The organism is Gordonia sp. VNK21, assembly GCF_046098115.1.
In the GTDB taxonomy this organism is placed as follows: domain Bacteria; phylum Actinomycetota; class Actinomycetes; order Mycobacteriales; family Mycobacteriaceae; genus Gordonia.
Map to the genome: position 1 here is coordinate 11,890 of NZ_JBJURU010000019.1, position 17,480 is coordinate 29,369.

Annotated in this window: 16 protein-coding genes and 3 pseudogenes; 11 read left to right on the forward strand and 8 right to left on the reverse strand. The window is 68.3% G+C overall.

Features of this window, described 5'->3' with window-relative positions; genetic code table 11:
• Together ACJMNC_RS16675 and dnaA are read right to left on the reverse strand one after the other, a co-directional pair.
• Positions 1–379: pseudogene (locus ACJMNC_RS16675) on the reverse strand (DNA polymerase III subunit beta); the annotation flags it as partial.
• Between the two features lie 558 nt (positions 380–937).
• Positions 938–2,497, reverse strand: coding sequence for a chromosomal replication initiator protein DnaA (gene dnaA, locus ACJMNC_RS16680; RefSeq protein ID WP_408949080.1), 1,560 nt, complete (start codon positions 2,495–2,497; stop codon positions 938–940).
• 384 nt (positions 2,498–2,881) lie between these two features.
• Here dnaA and rpmH point away from each other — a divergent pair, with 384 nt between their 5' ends.
• The 9 genes and pseudogenes from rpmH to ACJMNC_RS16725 all read left to right on the forward strand — a co-directional run bounded on the left by rpmH (position 2,882) and on the right by ACJMNC_RS16725 (position 10,595).
• Positions 2,882–3,025: a 50S ribosomal protein L34 gene (gene rpmH, locus ACJMNC_RS16685; RefSeq protein WP_408949081.1), complete on the forward strand. Its 144-nt coding sequence runs from the start codon at positions 2,882–2,884 to the stop codon at positions 3,023–3,025.
• A 26-nt stretch (positions 3,026–3,051) separates the two neighbouring features.
• Positions 3,052–3,489, forward strand: coding sequence for a ribonuclease P protein component (rnpA, locus tag ACJMNC_RS16690; protein WP_408949082.1), 438 nt, complete (start codon positions 3,052–3,054; stop codon positions 3,487–3,489).
• Positions 3,486–3,830 (forward strand): membrane protein insertion efficiency factor YidD, encoded by a 345-nt coding sequence (gene yidD / locus ACJMNC_RS16695; protein WP_408949083.1) that lies wholly within the window; start codon positions 3,486–3,488, stop codon positions 3,828–3,830. The genes rnpA and yidD overlap by 4 nt, the downstream gene beginning before the upstream one ends.
• 3 nt (positions 3,831–3,833) lie before the next feature.
• A pseudogene (gene yidC, locus ACJMNC_RS16700) lies at positions 3,834–4,766 on the forward strand (membrane protein insertase YidC); the annotation flags it as partial.
• 1,108 nt (positions 4,767–5,874) lie between these two features.
• Positions 5,875–6,540: a protein jag gene (locus ACJMNC_RS16705; RefSeq protein ID WP_408949084.1), complete on the forward strand. Its 666-nt coding sequence runs from the start codon at positions 5,875–5,877 to the stop codon at positions 6,538–6,540.
• A 426-nt stretch (positions 6,541–6,966) separates the two neighbouring features.
• On the forward strand, positions 6,967–7,635 hold the full coding sequence (rsmG, locus tag ACJMNC_RS16710) for a 16S rRNA (guanine(527)-N(7))-methyltransferase RsmG (RefSeq protein WP_408949085.1): 669 nt from the start codon (positions 6,967–6,969) through the stop codon (positions 7,633–7,635).
• A gap of 125 nt (positions 7,636–7,760) precedes the next feature.
• Complete coding sequence (locus tag ACJMNC_RS16715; protein ID WP_408949086.1) at positions 7,761–8,708, forward strand: ParA family protein; 948 nt, start codon at positions 7,761–7,763, stop codon at positions 8,706–8,708.
• On the forward strand, positions 8,705–9,778 hold the full coding sequence (locus ACJMNC_RS16720; RefSeq protein WP_408949087.1) for a ParB/RepB/Spo0J family partition protein: 1,074 nt from the start codon (positions 8,705–8,707) through the stop codon (positions 9,776–9,778). Before ACJMNC_RS16715 ends, ACJMNC_RS16720 begins: the two co-directional genes overlap by 4 nt.
• A 112-nt stretch (positions 9,779–9,890) precedes the next feature.
• On the forward strand, positions 9,891–10,595 hold the full coding sequence (locus ACJMNC_RS16725; protein WP_408949088.1) for a hypothetical protein: 705 nt from the start codon (positions 9,891–9,893) through the stop codon (positions 10,593–10,595).
• A gap of 54 nt (positions 10,596–10,649) precedes the next feature.
• Here the strand turns inward: ACJMNC_RS16725 and ACJMNC_RS16730 are convergent, their stop codons facing one another.
• The 4 genes from ACJMNC_RS16730 to ACJMNC_RS16745 form a co-directional block, all read right to left on the reverse strand.
• Entirely contained in the window at positions 10,650–11,837 is a 1,188-nt protein-coding gene (locus ACJMNC_RS16730; protein ID WP_408949089.1) for an N-acetylmuramoyl-L-alanine amidase, read from the reverse strand.
• Positions 11,838–12,014: 177 nt separating this feature from the next.
• The gene (trxA, locus tag ACJMNC_RS16735; protein WP_408949090.1) at positions 12,015–12,344 is read right to left on the reverse strand and encodes a thioredoxin; all 330 of its coding nucleotides are present in this window, start codon (positions 12,342–12,344) and stop codon (positions 12,015–12,017) included.
• Between the two features lie 26 nt (positions 12,345–12,370).
• Positions 12,371–13,309: a thioredoxin-disulfide reductase gene (gene trxB / locus ACJMNC_RS16740; protein ID WP_408949091.1), complete on the reverse strand. Its 939-nt coding sequence runs from the start codon at positions 13,307–13,309 to the stop codon at positions 12,371–12,373.
• A 140-nt stretch (positions 13,310–13,449) separates the two neighbouring features.
• A complete protein-coding gene (locus tag ACJMNC_RS16745) occupies positions 13,450–13,731 on the reverse strand; it encodes a hypothetical protein (protein WP_408949092.1) in 282 nt (93 codons plus the stop codon).
• A 176-nt stretch (positions 13,732–13,907) separates the two neighbouring features.
• Here ACJMNC_RS16745 and ACJMNC_RS16750 point away from each other — a divergent pair, with 176 nt between their 5' ends.
• On the forward strand, positions 13,908–14,231 hold the full coding sequence (locus tag ACJMNC_RS16750) for a hypothetical protein (RefSeq protein WP_408949093.1): 324 nt from the start codon (positions 13,908–13,910) through the stop codon (positions 14,229–14,231).
• Positions 14,232–14,235: 4 nt separating this feature from the next.
• Here the strand turns inward: ACJMNC_RS16750 and ACJMNC_RS16755 are convergent, their stop codons facing one another.
• Positions 14,236–14,931, reverse strand: coding sequence for a TetR/AcrR family transcriptional regulator (locus ACJMNC_RS16755; protein ID WP_408949094.1), 696 nt, complete (start codon positions 14,929–14,931; stop codon positions 14,236–14,238).
• A 100-nt stretch (positions 14,932–15,031) separates the two neighbouring features.
• Here ACJMNC_RS16755 and ACJMNC_RS16760 point away from each other — a divergent pair, with 100 nt between their 5' ends.
• Positions 15,032–15,955 carry a sterol desaturase family protein gene (locus ACJMNC_RS16760; RefSeq protein WP_408949095.1) on the forward strand — a complete coding sequence of 308 codons (924 nt, stop codon included), beginning with the start codon at positions 15,032–15,034 and terminating at the stop codon, positions 15,953–15,955.
• Positions 15,956–16,096: 141 nt separating this feature from the next.
• On the opposite strand, the pseudogene ACJMNC_RS16765 reads toward ACJMNC_RS16760, so the two are convergent.
• Positions 16,097–17,480, reverse strand: a pseudogene (locus ACJMNC_RS16765) (virulence factor MviN); the annotation flags it as partial.

A 17,480-nucleotide genomic window follows, 5' to 3' on the forward strand; every position in this document is an offset into this window, starting at 1 on the left:
CGCCGTCGAGGTTCTCGGGGACCTCGGGCAGGTCCGGATAGTCCTCGACGGGCATGGTCGGCAGCGAGAACTTGGAGCTGCCGCAGGCGATCGCGACGCGGGAGCCGTCGATGCTCACATCGACGGGCTTGGCCGGCAGGGCACGGGTGATGTCGGCGAGCAGGCGACCGGAGACCAGGACCTTGCCGGGTTCGAGGACCTCGGCAGAGAGGGCTTCGGATGCGGAGACCTCGTAGTCGAAGCCTGCGACCTGCAGGCCGGTGTCCCCGGCGGTGAGCACCACGCAGCCGAGCACCGGGACCGGAGGACGGGACGGCAGGCTGCGAGCGACCCAGGCGACGGCGTCGGCGAACTCGTCGCGCACGACACGAAACTTCATCTGCAGTGGTTGCCCTTCTCGTGGTGCCGGGACGGATCGATCGGTGCGCAGACGGCAACGAAGCGCACGAGGTCCCGGCGATCTGGTTGTTCGCCGAATCCCACTGTAGAGCGCTCGGCGGCCGACGTCGCCAGTTGGGGCGACTCCGATCGGGCCGCAGGCGGCTCCCGGGCGGTCCTGCGCCGGCGGGACCGCCTGTGCATCCACACGGTGACTATTAGAAGAGATATCTCAAAGAGAAATTCTTAGTAGTAATAAGTCCTGTGGGTTCTGTGGGAAACCCGCATCGGCACTGGTTCAGCGGTGTGTCGGTGTGTGGACGGCCGGTGGACGCCACCAGTGGACTTCTAGCCGTCGCTGTGGACGCCGGTTTCCGTCCACTGTGTCTCCACCGCGCGTCCACAGTCGCAGGCCGAGTTGTCACCAATCTTGTCCACAGCTGTCGGGCATCTGCTCACCTGGGCTTTCGGATGCGCTCGGGTGACGGAGAAGGCCGCGGCCGACCGGTCCGGCCCGCGCCGGCGAGAACCACACGAAGTCTCGGGTGAGGGTTGAGAGTCAGCCGCGGGCGCGCTGTTTGATGCGTGCAGTGAGCTGCTGGACGTCGTCGTAGACGGTGGGCTTCTCCGCCATCTCCTTACGGATCTTGCGTTCGGCGTGCATCACGGTGGTGTGGTCGCGGTTGAAGGTCTCGCCGATCCGCGGCAGCGACAGATCGGTGAGTTCGCGGCACAGATACATCGCGATCTGCCGGGCGTACACCAGGTTGTGGACCCGGCCGGGGCCGAGGAGCTCGTCGAGCGAGACGTCGAAGTACTCGGCGATCACGGCCAGAATGCTGGCGGCGGTGATCTCCGGGGTACCGGTGTCGGGGATGAGCTGCTTGAGGACGACCTCGGCCAGCCCCACGTCCAGCGGTGCCCCGTTGAGTGAGGCGAAGGCGGTCACGCGGATCAGCGCGCCTTCGAGTTCACGGATGTTGCGTTCGATCTTGGAGGCGATCAGCTCGAGCACGTTGTCGGGCGCATCGAGGTTGTCCATCTGCGCCTTCTTGCGCAGGATCGCGATCCGGGTCTCCAGGTCGGGCGGCTGCACGTCGGTGATCAGGCCCCACTCGAACCGGGTGCGCAGCCGGTCTTCGAGGGTGGCGAGCATCCGGGGCGGGCGGTCGGAGGAGATCACGATCTGCTTGTTGGCGTTGTGGAGCACGTTGAAGGTGTGGAAGAACTCCTCCTGGATGCCTTCCCGGCCTTCGAGGAACTGGATGTCGTCGACGAGCAGCATGTCGATGTCGCGGTAGCGGCGCTTGAACGCCATCTGCCGGTCGTCGCGCAGGGAGTTGATGAAGTCGTTGGTGAACTCTTCGGTGGAGACGTACTTGACCCGCATCCCCGGATACAGCCGTTGGGCGTAGTGGCCGGCAGCGTGCAGCAGATGCGTCTTGCCCAGGCCCGACTCACCCCAGATGAACAGGGGATTGTAGGCGCGGGCGGGGGCTTCGGCGACGGCGACGGCCGAGGCGTGTGCGAAGCGGTTCGAGGTGCCGATGACGAAGGTGTCGAAGGTGTAGCGCGGATGCAGCGAGGCGGTGCTGTCCGACGGTGCGGCGGTGTCGCGCTGATCGAAGTAGGCGGCCCAGTCGCGGGTGCCGCTGCCGGCACTCGGCGAGCCGGGCACCGCACCCGGGGTGGCCGGCGGCAGCGGGGAATCGGCGCCGACGGCCGGCGGCCGCACCGCATCGGCGTGGTCCGGGATGGGTGCGGACGGCGCCGGGGCGGTGACGACGGGATCGACGGGGGTGTCGACGACCACCGGCTCGGGTGCCGGCGGGGTGGCCGGGGGTTCGGCGATCCGTACCGCGATCTCCACCGGCTGGTTGAGCCGCTGGCTCAGGGCGTCGCCGATGGTGTCGCGCAGTTTGCGCTCGATCTGCTCCTGGACCAGCGCATTCGGCACAGTGAGCAGGGCGAATCCCTCGGTGATGGTGAGCGGGTGGACCAGCGAGAGCCAGGCCTTCTGCTGGGCGGTCAGCGGTTTGACGTCCGGCGACTGATCGGTGTTCAGTTCGTGGACCACCTGGTTCCAGACGTCGCCGAACGAACCGTGACCGTCACTCACGTCGTACCTCTCAATCGTTGTTCTTCCACAGGGCGATGGCGCAGACGCTGCCATGAACTGCGACGACGTGCCACGCTTTCCACAATGTTATCCACACCGGTGGAGAACTCTGTCCGGCGAACGGAGAGATTGCGACCACGGTGATGACTGCGGCCTGTGTGTCAGATGTGACACATGCGATCGGTCGCGAACTGTGGCGGAGCAGAATAGTCCCCGAAGTCGGCTCGTTTGATTTGGACACGCGGGCTGAGTAGTCTCGAACGGTCGCCCGTGTTGTGTGCGCGAGCCCGGCATGCCCGGGTTCGGGACCGGCAACCCACGCCGGAGTGAGCGCGGGCCAGCAGGTAGACAGACCATCAGCAGTACCGAAACAAGGAGTTCCCGATGGCCAAGGGGAAGCGGACTTTCCAGCCGAACAATCGTCGACGTGCCCGCGTGCACGGCTTCCGTCTGCGGATGCGCACCCGCGCCGGCCGTTCGATCGTCGCCAACCGCCGCAGCAAGGGCCGCGCCAAGCTCACCGCCTGAGCGGTCGAGTCCGGTCGGCCCGTTCGGTGTCCGCTGACTCGTCGCGCATCGCGCGCAGTTCCGACTTCGCCCGCACACTCGACAAGGGTGTGCGGGTTTCGGCGCGTGATGTGGTGGTGCATCTCGCTCCGGTTCCGGCCCGCTGGCCGGACCCGAGCGGCATCCGCAGCGATGTGGCGCTGGCCGGCGGACCCTGGCTGGGTCTGATCGTCTCCAAGAAGGTGGGCAACGCCGTCGTGAGGCATGCCACGGCCCGACGGCTGCGGCACAGCTTCGCCCGGCACAAGCATCTCCTGCCCGATCCGGAGACCTACGTGGTGCTCCGGGCCCGTCCGTCGATCACCGCGGCCAGTGCCGGCCAACTCGATGCGCAGCTGCGCAAGGCCTTGTCGAACACACGGATTCAGGCCGCCTTCGGCGAGCGCGGCGCCGCGGCGGCGACCCCGGTCGGGGATGCGCCGTGAGCCTCGGCCGTCGTCTCCACCTCTTCCCGCGCCGTGCGGTGATCTTTCTGGTGGAGCTGTACCGCAGCTGGATCTCCCCGATGCGGATGCCGACCTGCCGATTCGAACCGACCTGCAGCGCCTATGCGATCGAAGCGCTTGACCGGCACGGCTTCCTCTGGGGGTCGGTGCTGTCGGTGTGGCGACTGCTCAAATGCGGACCCTGGCACAAGCCGGGCTACGACCCGGTGCCCGAGACCGGGCCCGCCCAGTGGTTCGGGCGCCAACAGAAGACTTCAATCACAAGCGCCGCAGCGGCCGATGACCCGGCCGGTGCGGCGACGTCAGATAGGGGTAAGTGAGCCGTGCTCAACTTCATCTACTACCCGGTGTCCTGGATCATGTGGGTCTGGCACTGGCTGTTCGACAAGATCACGCCGGACAGCCCCGGCTGGTCGGGCGTCGCCTGGGCGCTCTCGGTGGTCTTCCTGGTCTTCACCCTCCGCGCCATCCTGTACAAGCCCTTCGTCAAGCAGGTCACAACGACGAAGAAGATGCAGGAAATCAACCCGCAGATGCAGGCCATCCGCAAGAAGTACGGCAACGACCGGGTCAAGATGACCGAGGAGATGCAGAAGCTCCAGAAGGAGCACGGCTTCAATCCGCTGCTGGGCTGCCTGCCGATGCTGCTGCAGATTCCGGTGTTCATCGGTCTGTTCCACGTGCTGCGCTCGTTCAACCGGATGGGCGGCGGAACTGCGATGCCCTTCGGGCACCCTGCGCATGCGATGAGCGCGGCCGAGACCCGCTCGACCGGCAACTACGGTTTCAGTCCCGAGCTGGTGGAGAACTTCCTGGACGCGCGCCTGTTCGGGGTGCCGCTCTCGTCGTACATCAGTGAGCCCGTCGATCAGTTCCAGGCCTTCGTCCAGCCCGGTGCCCCCGTCGACTTCGAGCGCTGGCAGATCGTCGCGGTCGCCGTTCCGCTGATGATCCTGTCGTCGTTCGCCACGCACATGAACTCGCGGGCCTCGGTCGCCCGGCAGACCATGGATGCGGCCAACAACCCGCAGACGCGCATCATGAACCGCTTGGCCCTGTGGGTCTTCCCCATCGGCATTCTGGCGACGGGCTTCATCTTCCCCATCGCCATCCTGCTCTACTGGGTGAGCAACAACGCCTGGACCTACGCGCAGCAGCACATCGTCTTCGGCCGGATGGCCAAGGAAGAGGAGATGGCCAAGCTGGTCAAGGAGGAGAAGCAGAAGGCTGCTGCTCCCCGACCGGGTGAGAAGCCGCTGCCGAACAACTTCGATCCCAAGAAGACGATGGACCGCGGCTACGCCGCCCTGGCCGAAGGGCGGACCGGTGATGCCTCGACCGAGTTCCGCAAGGTGCTGCGCTACGGACAGCGCAAGTCCGACTGGCTCTACCGCGGCAGCAACGGCATCGCCCGCGCCGGCTATGAACTGGCCCTGCTCGCCGACCAGACCGAAGCCCGGGCGTCGCTGAGCCACGGCTCGATCGACATCGCCCGCAAGGACGCGGTCAAGCCGGACGCCGAGCTGCCGGCGCTCGAACGGTATCTGTCGATGCGCTTCTGGCAGGGCGAGGGCTGGCTGGAATCCGGAGAGAATGAGCGGGTCTTCGATCTGCTGTCCGGTGACGAATCGATCCTCAAGGCGTACGAGCGTGCGTGGACCGAGGATGCGCAGCGTCCCGCCGAACTCGCCCCGTACCGGCGGGCCAGCCTGCAGCGACTCGTCGCGGTGGCGAACTTCCGGGCCGGCCGCAACGATCAGGCCCGGGCCGCGGCGACCAAGGCGATCGAGGTGCTGACCACCCTGGACGTGGATCCGACCATCGCCCTCCAGCTCGCACAGCTGAAGATCATCGTGGCCGCCCCGGCCCCGGCGGCCGGCCGAACCAAGCGTGCGGCACCGGCCAATCCGGCGGCGGCGCAGGAGGCCCTGGCCCTGCTCACCGATGCCGCGAACGAGGACGGTGCCACGGCGGCGGCCAAGTCGCGGGCCGAGCGGACCGGCGCCTGGACGCAGAAGCTCGAAGCCGCCGGCGGCGGGCGCAACCTCGCCAAGGACGAGGCGGCCGGACTGCAGCAGGACGCGGTGGAGCTGGTGACGGAGCTGCTCGAGAGCCCGGACGCCGTGCACGTGCTGCTCGCCGACGGCGAGGTGCGGGCCGATGTCCCCAAGCGCAAGGCCGCCCCGCAGGAAGCGACCGCCAAGCAGGGCGGAGGCACCACTGCACAGAATCGGACGCAGCAGAACCGCAAGCAGCAGAACCGGGGCCAGCAGAACAAGCCCAAGAAGAAGCGGAAGGGCGGCCGGATCTGATCCGCCACCACTCCCCCGACAGACTTTGACGATGAACAAGTGAGGTATCCCCATGACAGCTGAACCCGACAGCACGGTGGACGAGGACGTGACCACCGACGCGGTGCAGGACGACGCGGGCATCGACGGCGCGACCGGCGACGACGCTGTGACCGACCAGACCGACGACACCGGCACTCCGGCCGAGGGCCAGGACGCCCCGGCCGAGACCGGCGGTCAGGTCGTCGAGGATGAAGACGACGAGGACGACGACGAGGACGATCGCCTGATCGAAGAGGGCGAGATCGCCGGTGACTACCTCGAGCAGTTGCTCGACGTCCTCGACTTCGACGGCGACATCGATCTCGACGTGGACGGTGACCGTGCCGTCGTGAGCATCGACGGCGGCGACGATCTGGACAAGCTGGTCGGCCGGAAGGGCGAGGTGCTCGACGCCCTGCAGGAGCTGACCCGGCTGGCCGTGCAGCAGGCGACCGGAGACCGCAGCCGGCTGATGCTCGACATCGCACGCTGGCGCGCGGACCGTCGCGCCCGGCTCACCACGCTCGGCACCGAGGCGGCGCAGCGCGTCCGGGACAACGGCGGCCGGGAGGAACTCGACCCGATGACCCCGTTCGAGCGCAAGATCGTCCACGACGCGGTAGCGGCGGTCGACGGTGTCTACAGCGAGAGTGAAGGCGCCGAGCCCAAGCGGCGAGTCGTGGTCATCAAGGAGTGAGCTCGCCTGAGAGCTAGCGTGTGAGGAGTCCCGGCTGCGGCCGGGACTCCTTGCGTTTCGGGCTACGAATCACAGACGTGTAGTTCTCGACGATGAACAGTGTTTCACGGGAAACCTGAGCCGTGACGCCACGCGGTTTCACGGGAAACACTGCCCGGGCGTCGTTAGGAGTTCCGGAAGCGACCACGGTCCGCTATGTGGTTTCGCGTGAAACAACGTGTGTCCGGTTCGGGGCGGGTTCGCCTGTGCCGGACTCCGATGGGAAGATGGTGGGTGACTATTCCGGCCGACACGCAGTCGGCTGTGAGTGAGATCGAGAGCGGTCGGGTGGAGACGCTGCGGAGGGTTCCACGTGGAACACTCCCCACTCCCCTGCCGGGTGGACCATCCGCGTTTCACGTGGAACAGCAGAAGGGATCGAGACCAGTGGCCGATGAGGAACAGGAGCGGGAGGCCGCACCGCCCGCGGCCGCCGACGTATTCGGTCGACGGCTGACGCTGGCTCAGGGTTATGTCGACATCCTCAGCGATCAGGGAGTGCTGCGGGGGCTGATCGGTCCACGTGAACCGGCGAGACTGTGGTCGCGCCACGTCCTCAACTGTGCGGTGCTCGGCGAGGCGATCGCCGAGTCGTCAACGGTCATCGACATCGGCAGCGGTGCCGGCTTCCCGGGAATTCCGCTGGCGATCGCTCGGCCCGACCTGACCGTCACCCTGGTGGAACCGTTGCTGCGACGGACGACCTTCCTCGACGAGGTGGTGGACCAGCTGGCGCTGACCAACGTCGCCGTAGTCCGTGGGCGCGCAGAGGAGAAGAGCGTTCGCGACGCGGTGGGGCTCGCGGATGTGGTGACCTCACGTGCGGTGGCTCCCCTCGACCGGTTGGCCACCTGGTCGGCACCTTTGATTCGCGTGGGTGGCCGCCTGGTCGCACTGAAGGGGAGGACCGCGGTGGAGGAGATCGAGCACCATCGGAATGCGGTGGCCCGGCTCGGCGTGGTGGGCCTGCGCGTGACGGAGGTCGGGGTCGGTGTGGTCGATCCGCCGACCACACTGCTCATCGGTGAACGGGTGGCCGCGCGTGGCCGGCGTTGATCCGGCAGCCCGGCCGACGTGCCGGACGAGCAGTGGCGGAGGCGCGGCCGGTGTGCCGATGCGAGGATTGGCGCCGAGGGTGCGTAGGGCGCAGAATGTTGATATCGACCTGAAGGAGTGCCGGGATGGCGAGTGACGATCGTGCAGTTTCACGTGAAACGGCGACCCCAGCCATTGATCACCAGTTCGCAGACACTCCCATCGCCGCGGCAGCAGCGCGTGCCAGTGAGGTGCTGACGCCCGGTGCTGCGGAGCGGTTGCCCCGGCCGCCGCGGCCGCGGGTGATGACCATCGCCAACCAGAAGGGCGGCGTGGGCAAGACGACGACGGCCGTGAACCTGGCCGCGGGTCTCGCGCTGCACGGACTCGGCGTGCTGGTGGTCGACCTCGATCCGCAGGGCAACGCGAGCACCGCGCTGGGGATCGATCATCGTCAGCCCGGCATCGCCTCGGTCTACGAACTACTGCTCGACGACGTCCCGCTGCGCGACGCGATTCAGCGCTCCCCCGCCAACGATCACCTCTACTGCGTCCCGTCGACCCTCGACCTGGCCGGCGCCGAGATCGAGCTCGTCTCGGTGGTCGCCCGGGAGAGTCGGCTGCGCAACGCCCTCGATGCCGAGGTGCTGCGCGAGCTGGGGATCGACTACGTGCTCATCGACTGCCCGCCGTCGCTCGGCCTGCTCACGGTCAATGCGATGGTGGCGGCTCGCGAGGTGCTGATTCCGATTCAGTGTGAGTACTACGCGCTCGAGGGCGTCGGCCAGCTCCTCCGCAATATCGAGATGGTGCAGGCACACCTGAACAAGGAGCTGCACGTCTCCACCATCCTGCTCACCATGTACGACGGCCGTACCAAGCTCGCCGATCAGGTGGCCGCGGAGGTGCGCGGACACTTCGGGGAGATCGTGCTGTCGACGATCATCCCGCGCAGTGTGAAGGTGTCGGAGGCACCCGGCTTCGGTATGACGATCATCGAATACGACCCGGGTTCACGTGGAGCGATGAGCTATCTGGATGCGGCGCGGGAACTCGCGCTGCGCGGTGCGAGTGAAGGGACTGCGGTCAAATGAGTCAGCGCGACAATCAGCGGCGAGGCGGGCTCGGCCGCGGCCTGGCGGCTCTGATCCCGACCAGTCCGACTGACGACCAGCCGGGCGTGAACACCTCGCGGATGGGCTCGGTGGCGGCGGACGTCGTCATCGGCGGTCCGGCCGCAGCGCCTGCCGCACCGGCGGTCGGCACAGATCTGACCGCCCCGACCACCGGCACCACCGGCGCCGAGGGCACCGACTCCCCTGCCGTCGAGAATGCCGATGTGGGTGCGGTCTACCGGGAGATCCCGCCTGACCAGATCGAGCCTAACCCGCAGCAGCCGCGGACCGTTTTCGACGAGGAGGCGCTCGCCGAGCTCGAGCACTCGATCCGTGAGTTCGGGCTGATGCAGCCCATCGTCGTCCGGGAACTGCCGCAGACCAAGCCCGGCGGTGTCCGCTATCAGCTGATCATGGGCGAGCGTCGCTGGCGGGCCAGCACCGAGGTGGGCCTGGAGGCGATCCCGGCGATCGTCCGCGAGACCTCCGACGGTGATCTGCTTCGCGATGCGCTGCTGGAGAACATCCACCGCGCACAGCTCAATCCGCTCGAAGAGGCGGCCGCCTATCAGCAGTTGCTCGACGAGTTCGACGTGACACACGAGGAGCTCGCCAAGCGGTTGGGCCGCTCACGACCGGTGATCACCAACATGATCCGGTTGCTCAAACTGCCGATTCCGGTGCAGCGCCGGGTCGCCGCCGGCGTGCTGTCGGCCGGTCACGCCCGTGCGCTGCTGTCCCTGGAAGCCGGCACCGAGGCACAGGAACAGCTGGCCGCCCGGATCGTCGCCGAGGGTCTGTCCGTCCGGGCGACGGAAGAGGCGGTCACTCTCGCCAACAACGACGGTCCCTCGACCTCACCGGGAACCGCGGCCAAGCGTCGCCCCCCGATGGAGATGCCGGGCCTGCGTGATGTGGCGGATCGGCTCGCGGATCGGCTCGACACCAAGGTGAGTGTCAGTCTGTCCAAGCGGAAGGGCAAGGTGGTGATCGAGTTCGGCTCGGTGGACGACCTGGAACGTATCGTGGACGTGATCGCCGGAAAATAGGGTGATTCGGACATCGGCGACCCCGGCACGGCGGGTGCCGTCCAAAACGTCACAGTGACAGCAGGCCGTCGGCGGCATCGATGAGGGTTTTCGGGAAGGGAGCAGGGTCGCGATGAGCATCTCGGTGTCGCCGCTCGAGCTCGACGGTTTCGACCGGCTCCCCCTGCACAGTCGGCGCTGCGTCTTCTGGGAGGTGGATGCCTCCGCATCCGAGGACGGGCTCGACGTTCTGCTGGCCGGCCCGGCCGAGGGGTACGAGAGCGAATTCGACAAGGAGGCGTGGGTGTCCGGGCTGCTGCTCGAATGGGGCACCTGCTGTCAGCTCGCCGTCGAATCGTCGACCGGCCGTACCGTGGGGTCGGCGTTCTACGCCCCGCCCACCCGCGTGCCGCGGGCCCGGCGCTTCCCCACCGCACCGGTCAGTTCCGACGCGGTGCTCTTGACCACGGTCACCACCGACCCGGGATTCGAGTCGGCGGCGCCACTGCTCTTCGACGCCGTGGTCGCCGACGCCGCCCGGCGCGGTGTCCGGGCTGTGGAGGCGTTCGGCTTCACCGCTTCCGACGAGGCGCTGGCCGGCGATCTGGTCGCACTTCTGCTCGGGGCGGGGGTGGCCGGCAATGTCTGCCGCGGCTGCCTGATCGACACCCAGGTGCTCCTCGACGCGGGCTTCGAGGTGGTGGCCGAGGATCCCTATCTTCCGCGGCTGCGACTCGAACTCGACGAGGGCCTCGGCTGGAAGATGCAGGTCGAGCACGCGCTGCGGAAGCTGGTCGAGCCGCAGTCGGTGGAACTGGCGCCGAGCCGGGTCTGCTGACCGCCCGGTGGGCTGCCGGCGTACCGGGCGGCGTCAGCGCCGCACGGCGGTCAGTCAGTACGAGATCTGTTCTGCGGCAAGCAGATCAGAGAAGGTGTAGGTGCCCGTGGGGCGATCGTTCTCGCCGGCGAGGTAGAGCCGTTTGACGGCCACCAGCACCGCTTCGGCGATGGTGTCCCGATGCTGCGGATCCGAGAGGATCCGGGCATCGTGGGGATTGGTGATGTACCCGGCCTCGAGGACCACGACGGGCATCCGGGTCAGCCGGAGCAGACTCCAGGTGCGCTCATGGGTACGGCAGTCCAGCAGGTGCGTGCGGGCCACCACCTCGCGCTGGATGTAGCCGGCCAGATTCCGGCCGATCGTCGAGTACGAGCCGTGCGCCGAACCGTAGTAGAAGGTCGCGGCGCCGTTGGCCCGCTCGTTCGGATAGTGCGCCAGACGCAGCGAGACCATCAGGTCCGCGCCCACCATGTTGGCCACCCGGGCACGTTCATCGTCGGACGGCGCCGACTGCCGGTCGTGGGAGAGGAAGGTCTCCATCCCGGCGGCCGACATGCGGCCTTCGAGGCGGGCCGCGAGATCCCACATGAGGGCGTTCTCTTCGGGAGTGGCGTCGTCACTGCCCGGATCGATCAGGATCCGCTTGCCGGTCAGGCGCGGTCCGGACTGCCGCACGGCCTCCTCCTCGCGGATGGCGTGCGGCGAACCACCGGTCACCCGGGAACCGAGCCGGTCGAGGGATTTGAGGGTCTCCGGACCGCAGATGCCGTCGGCGGACAGGCCGTACTCGCCCTGATAGAGCAGGACGGCGCTGTGCGTGGTCTCGCCGAAGGTGCCGTCGACGAGCCCGTGGTAGAAGCCGAGGTTCTGCAGGCGGGACTGCAGGGTTGCCACGTCGTCGCCGGTCATCGGGGCGGACAGCCGGTAGAGCAGCACCCGGCTGCCGAGTCGGTAGGAGGCCTCCCGGAGTGCGGTGTAGGTGGCGTGGCCGACGATGCCGTCGGCGATCAGGCCGCGCTCCTGCTGAAAGGCGCGGATCGCCCGGTCGCAGTCCGCATCGAAGACGGCCTCGTGGTGGGCGACGCCGTCACGGCTGAGCGCCGCGGCATTGGGCACCGGCGCGTTGGCGGCCGAGGAGCCCGTCGTACGAACCGGGTCGGAGAGCAGCCCACGTGCGGAGAGGATGGCCCGGATCTCGGCGACTCCCGATCCCCGATCGCCCAGACGCAACGTCGGCATTCTCCACCCCACTCTCTCCGTCTCGCATCTGTTCGCGCACCCCGACGGCGGCGCGAAGACCGGATGGTCCCATTCTCTCAGGTATTCGCCGCCGCCGACAAACTTGGGTGAACGTTGTCCGGATTGATACCGGCACCGCGACCCGGATCACACCGGGCTGCGGTGCCGGCGGCGGGATCAGTCCAGGACCGACGACAGGTCGCGCAGCAGCGCCGACTTGGACTTGGCGCCCTGAATCGTCTTGGTGGGCTTGCCGTTCTCGAAGAGCATCATCGTCGGGATGGACATGATCTTGAACTCCCGGGCGAGGTTGGGGTTCGCGTCCACGTCCACCTTGGCGACGGTCAGCTTCTCGGCGTTGTCGCGGGCGATCTCGTCGAGCACCGGGGCGACCATCTTGCACGGACCGCACCAGGTGGCCCAGAAGTCGACGAGCACCGGCTTGTCGGAGGTGAGGACGTCGGTGGCGAAGCTGTCGTCGGTGACGGCAACGGTGTTCTCTGCCATGGGATTCTCCTTTATCGGGTGGATTGTCAGTGATCGGCGGCCAGCCAGCGTTCCGCGTCGATCGCGGCGCTGCAGCCGCTGCCGGCGGCGGTGATCGCCTGCTGGTAGGTGTGGTCGACGAGGTCGCCGCAGGCGAAGACGCCGGGCACGGAGGTCTGCGTGCTGCGGCCCTGCACCTTCACGTAGCCCTCGTCGTCGAGGTCGACCTGACCGCGGACGAGCTGGCTGCGCGGATCGTGCCCGATCGCGACGAACATGCCCGTCGCCGCCAGGGAGCTGACCTCACCGGTGCGGGTGTCGGTGATCTCGAGTTCGGAGACGCCCTGCTCTCCCTTGACCGCGGACACGGTGGCGTTGGTCAGGAAGGTGATCTTCTCGTTGTTGCGGGCGCGGTCGAGCATGATCTTCGAGGCGCGGAATTCGTCGCGCCGGTGGATCAGGGTGACGTTGCGCGCGAACTTGGTGAGGAAGGTGGCCTCCTCCATCGCCGAGTCGCCGCCGCCGATCACGGCGATGTCCTGCTCTTTGAAGAAGAAGCCGTCGCAGGTGGCACAGGCGGAGACGCCGCGGCCGAGGAGCTCCTGCTCACCGGGCACGCCCAGGTAGCGGGCGGCGGCGCCCATCGCCAGAATGATCGCCCGGGCGCGGAAGACCTCGCCGCCCACCTCGACCTCTTTGATCTCGCCGCCGAGACGGATGGCGTCGACCTCTTCGGTGCGCAGGTCGGCGCCGAAGCGCAGTGCCTGCTCGCGCATCTCGTCCATCAGCTCGGGGCCCTGGATGCCGTTGCGGAAGCCCGGGAAGTTCTCCACCTCGGTGGTGGTCATGAGCGCGCCGCCGAAGGAGATTCCCTCGAAGACCAGCGGGGACAGTTCGGCGCGGGCCGCGTAGACGGCGGCGGTGTATCCGGCGGGTCCGGAGCCCACGATGATCACGTCGTGGATGGTCTCGTCGGTCTCGCTCATCAATCCTCTTCTCCTGGGCCGGCCACGCGGCGTCTGCAGCCGGCGGTGACGCCGCCGGTTCCGTGAGTGTCAACACCAGCCTAAGTGCTGGTGTTCCCGGCACGGGTGCGGGAGCCGTGACGATGGTCACGAGCCGGTGTTCAGGGCGCGCCGAGCCCGCCGAGCAGATCGTCGATCCGCCGGGTCACCGCGTCCGGCATCTCGGCGGGTGCCGGTGTGGGCCGGCTCGCGCCGAGCTCGATCCGGGTCGCGTCGAGCGCGGCGAGGACGCGGCGCCCGGCCGGATCGGCCGGCAGCTGGTCGGTGATGTGTGCGGTGAGTTCCGGTCCGAGGGCGCCCGCGTAGTAGTCGGCGAGCAGCTCGATGCTGAAGGGCGGCTCGGGCAGCCCGGCGGAGCCGGACGCCGGCGAGGCCTTCGTCATGGGTACTCCAGGGACTCGGATGCGGCTGCAGAGGGACGAGGTCAACCATACGCAGCGCCGCCGGGCACCGGAGCGCTTCGCCGCAGCCGGGCCGCACCGGTGATGCGCGCCACGGTGCCTTAACCTGGAGTTCTCGGCGTGCGACGAGAACCACGCGATCAGACGAGGGGGAGCCGATGTCCGACGACGACGACACGCCACTGCACCGCTGGCGCGCGGCCCGGCCGATCGGGCGGGGCCTGGCGCGCGGGGAGCTGCAGCTGACCCGGACGCATGTGGTCTTCGAACCCAAGGGTTTCGCCAAGCGCGTGCAGGGCACCCGGTTCGCGGTGGCGTTGCGGCACATCGCAGCGGTGGGCACGGTCCCCGGCAGCGGCGGGGTGTTCAGCGGCGGCAAGGCCGACCGGCTGTGCATCACGCTCTCGGACGGCTCGCCCTGGGAGTTCGTCGTCGGCGGGGTGGACGAGGTGCGCGCGGAGATCGCCGCAGCCCTGGGCTGAGCACCTACTCCGCGGTGTTGATCACCCGCTGGTAGGCACCGATCAGCATCTCGGTGGCGACGTCGTGAATGGCGGCCGGGGTGAACAGGTCCGGTCCGGCGTCGGCGCTGATCGGATGGGTGGTGGCCATCTGCCAGTCCACCAGCAGCTGGGTGAAGGCTCCGACGAAGCCGATGGCGGCGAGCCGGGATCGGGGATCGGCGGCGTCCTCGCCGGAGGTGAAGCCGAGGATCAGGTCGGCCCAGTCGTGGATCGCACCGATCCGCAGGGCTTCGAGTTCCTGACTGATGCCCACCACCTCGATGAGGATGATGCGGGCCACCCGCCGGTCCTGCGTCAGCGCGTCGACGAAGGCGCCGAGCACCAGCCGGGCGAGCGGTGCGACGGAGTCGGTGGGGACGCCGGTCGACGGGAGACCGGCCGCCGAGAGGTAGGCGGCCGCACTGTCGAGGGTGGTCGAACGCAGCCGCTCCACGCAGTGCCGGTACACCTCGCCCAGCAGTGCTTCCCGGTCGGCGAAGGATTCGTAGAAGTAGCGCTGGGTCAGGCCGGCCTCGTCGCAGATCCGTTTCACCGACACGCTCGGATAGCCGATCGTTCCGAAGAGTTCGAGACCAGCGCCGATCAGTGCGGTGCGCCGCTGATGGCGACGCTCCTCGGCGCTCATGCCCCCGTACACCCGTTGCCTGCGCTCAGCCATCGCTGTTCATCGTACGATGAACAGCCCCGCGGGGACTTGCCACCGTTATCTGACACGCAGTAGTGTCAGATAAGTCGGCCGCACGATCCGGGAGAACACCATGCTCGACTTCCTGCCCGAGGCGATGCGCGAACCCACCGTGATCGCCATCCCCTTCTTCGTGGTGATGCTCGGGCTGGAGCTGTTCGCCGCAGCCCGGCTCGAGCACGACGAGGAGTCCGGCGGCCGTCCGGCGCGCGGCGCGTATCAGGCCGGTGATGCGCGGGCCTCGCTGCTCATGGGCCTGATCTCGATCGGCACCTCGGCGCTCTCCAAGTTCCTCACCCTCTTCGTGTACGTGGCGCTGTTCAGCTATGTGGCGCCGTGGCAGTTGCCGGCGAGCGCCTGGTACACGTGGGTGATCGGCTTCGTCGCGCTGGATCTGCAGTTCTACTTCTCGCATCGGGTCTCGCATAGGGTGCGGCTGGTCTGGGCCACGCACCAGGCGCACCACTCGAGCGAGTACTACAACTTCGCCACCGCGCTGCGCCAGAAGTGGAACAACTCGATGGCGATGATCATGTTCGCGCCGCTCGCCGCGCTCGGCGTGCCGCCGGCGGTGATCTTCGCCTGCTATTCGCTCAACCTGGTCTACCAGTTCTGGGTGCATACCGAGCACATCGGAAAGTTGTGGCGCCCAGTGGAATTCGTGATGAACACACCCTCGCATCATCGGGTGCATCACGGCAGCGATCCGGAGTATCTGGATCGCAACTACGGCGGGGTGTTCATCGTCTGGGACCGGATCTTCGGTAGCTGGACGCCCGAGACCCACCGTCCCACCTACGGTCTCACCACCCCGGTGCAGACCACCAACATCTGGAAGCTGCAGACGCACGAGTACGCGAACCTGGCCCGTGACGTCCGCGCCGCCGACCGCTGGCGCGACAAGCTCGGCTACACCTTCGGCCCGCCCGGATGGGCGCCCACCGCCGAAAAGGCCTCTGCGGCACCGGTCGCCGCCGATTCGAGCCCAGCGGCGTAGCCGCCCGGTGGTGTCACAGCGGCGTAGCCGCCCGGTGGTGTCACAGCGGCGTAGCCGCCCGGTGGTGTCACAGCGGCGTAGCCGCCCGGTGGTGTCACAGCGGCGTAGCCGCCCGGTGATGCTGCCGCGGCGTAGGGGACGCTACGGACCGGTGAAGCTGACCTTCTCGATCGTCGCCTGGTAGCCGCCGCCGTTCTCGTCGGTCGGTCCCAGCTCGGTGATCCACAGCAGCAGGTAGCGGGTCTTGGCACCGCCGTCGTCGACGGCGATCGTCCGATTCTCGGCGGTGATCGTGCCCCCGCCGACGACCTGCGTTCGATTCAGCACGGGGGTCGCACGTCCGGCGGTGCGCAGCTCGATCGTCATGCCGGGGGTGGGCGTCTGCACGGTCACCCGGCTGATGGTGGTGCCCGGGGCGAAGGTGAACATCAGACCCAGACCGTCCTTGAGGCCGCCGAACCGTCCCGTGCCGCGATAGGTGGAGGTCGACCACGGCGGGGCCGCACCGGTCAGGACGTTCTCGGCGTTCTCCGCCGCCGTCACGTCCGCCTCGTCGAGCGGATCGAAGACCGTCACCCCCTCGGCCACCACGGGTGCGGGTTTGTGCACGGTAGTGCTCTGACTGGTGCTCTCCCCCGGCACGATCGAATCGATGTCGACGTCGTCGCTGGTGCCGAAGGCGTTGGTGAGCCAGATGACCACCGCGATCACCAGGAACACCACGAACAGGCCGATACCCACCAGCAGTGCGCCGTTGCGCCGTCCCGACTCGCCCTCGCCGAGCAGCCGTTCCCGGCGGCTGCGGCTGAGCGGGGCCACCGACACCGGCGGGGTGTCGCCGGCCACCCGCGGAATCAGATCGGTCGCCAGGTCGACGACGGTGGCTTGATCGAGTACATGCTGCACCGTGCCGGCCGAGCTGATGCCCCGGTCCCCGGCCAGTGCCCGGGCGGCCACGGCGGAGATCTCGAAGCCGATCGACGGCTTCACCGCACGCGGTTCCACCGGCTGATCCGGATGCGCGGGATCCGGATCGGGGGCCGGCAGTCCGGCCGGCGCCTGATCGGTGTCGGCGGAGGTGACCACCCGGTGGCCGGTCTCCTCGTCGAGCGGCCAGCGGCCGAGCAGCAGCGCGTAGAGGACGGCCGCCAGACCGCGCACATCGGAGGTCCGGTCGTCGCCCTCGAAGACCGCCGGGAAGGCCAGCACCGCGTCGCCGTTGAGACTGATGCGGATGCGGTCCGGATGGTCGATCGAGAGTGCGGTGCCGGCCCGATGCGCAGCCTCGGCACCGGCGGCCAGGGTGCGCACCGCCCGGGCGGCGCCGGTCGCCGACGGATCGCTGCGGGCCACCTCGGACAGCGGTGCACCGGGCACCCAGGAGGTGACGATGATGCCGCCGGAGGCCCCGCGGACCACATCGAGGATCCGGGCCACTCCGGCCGTGCGCAGCTGGCCCAGCCGGCGGGTGCGCATCAGGATCTTCTGCGACCGCGTCTGCGCCGACTCCGGATCGTCCGGGTGG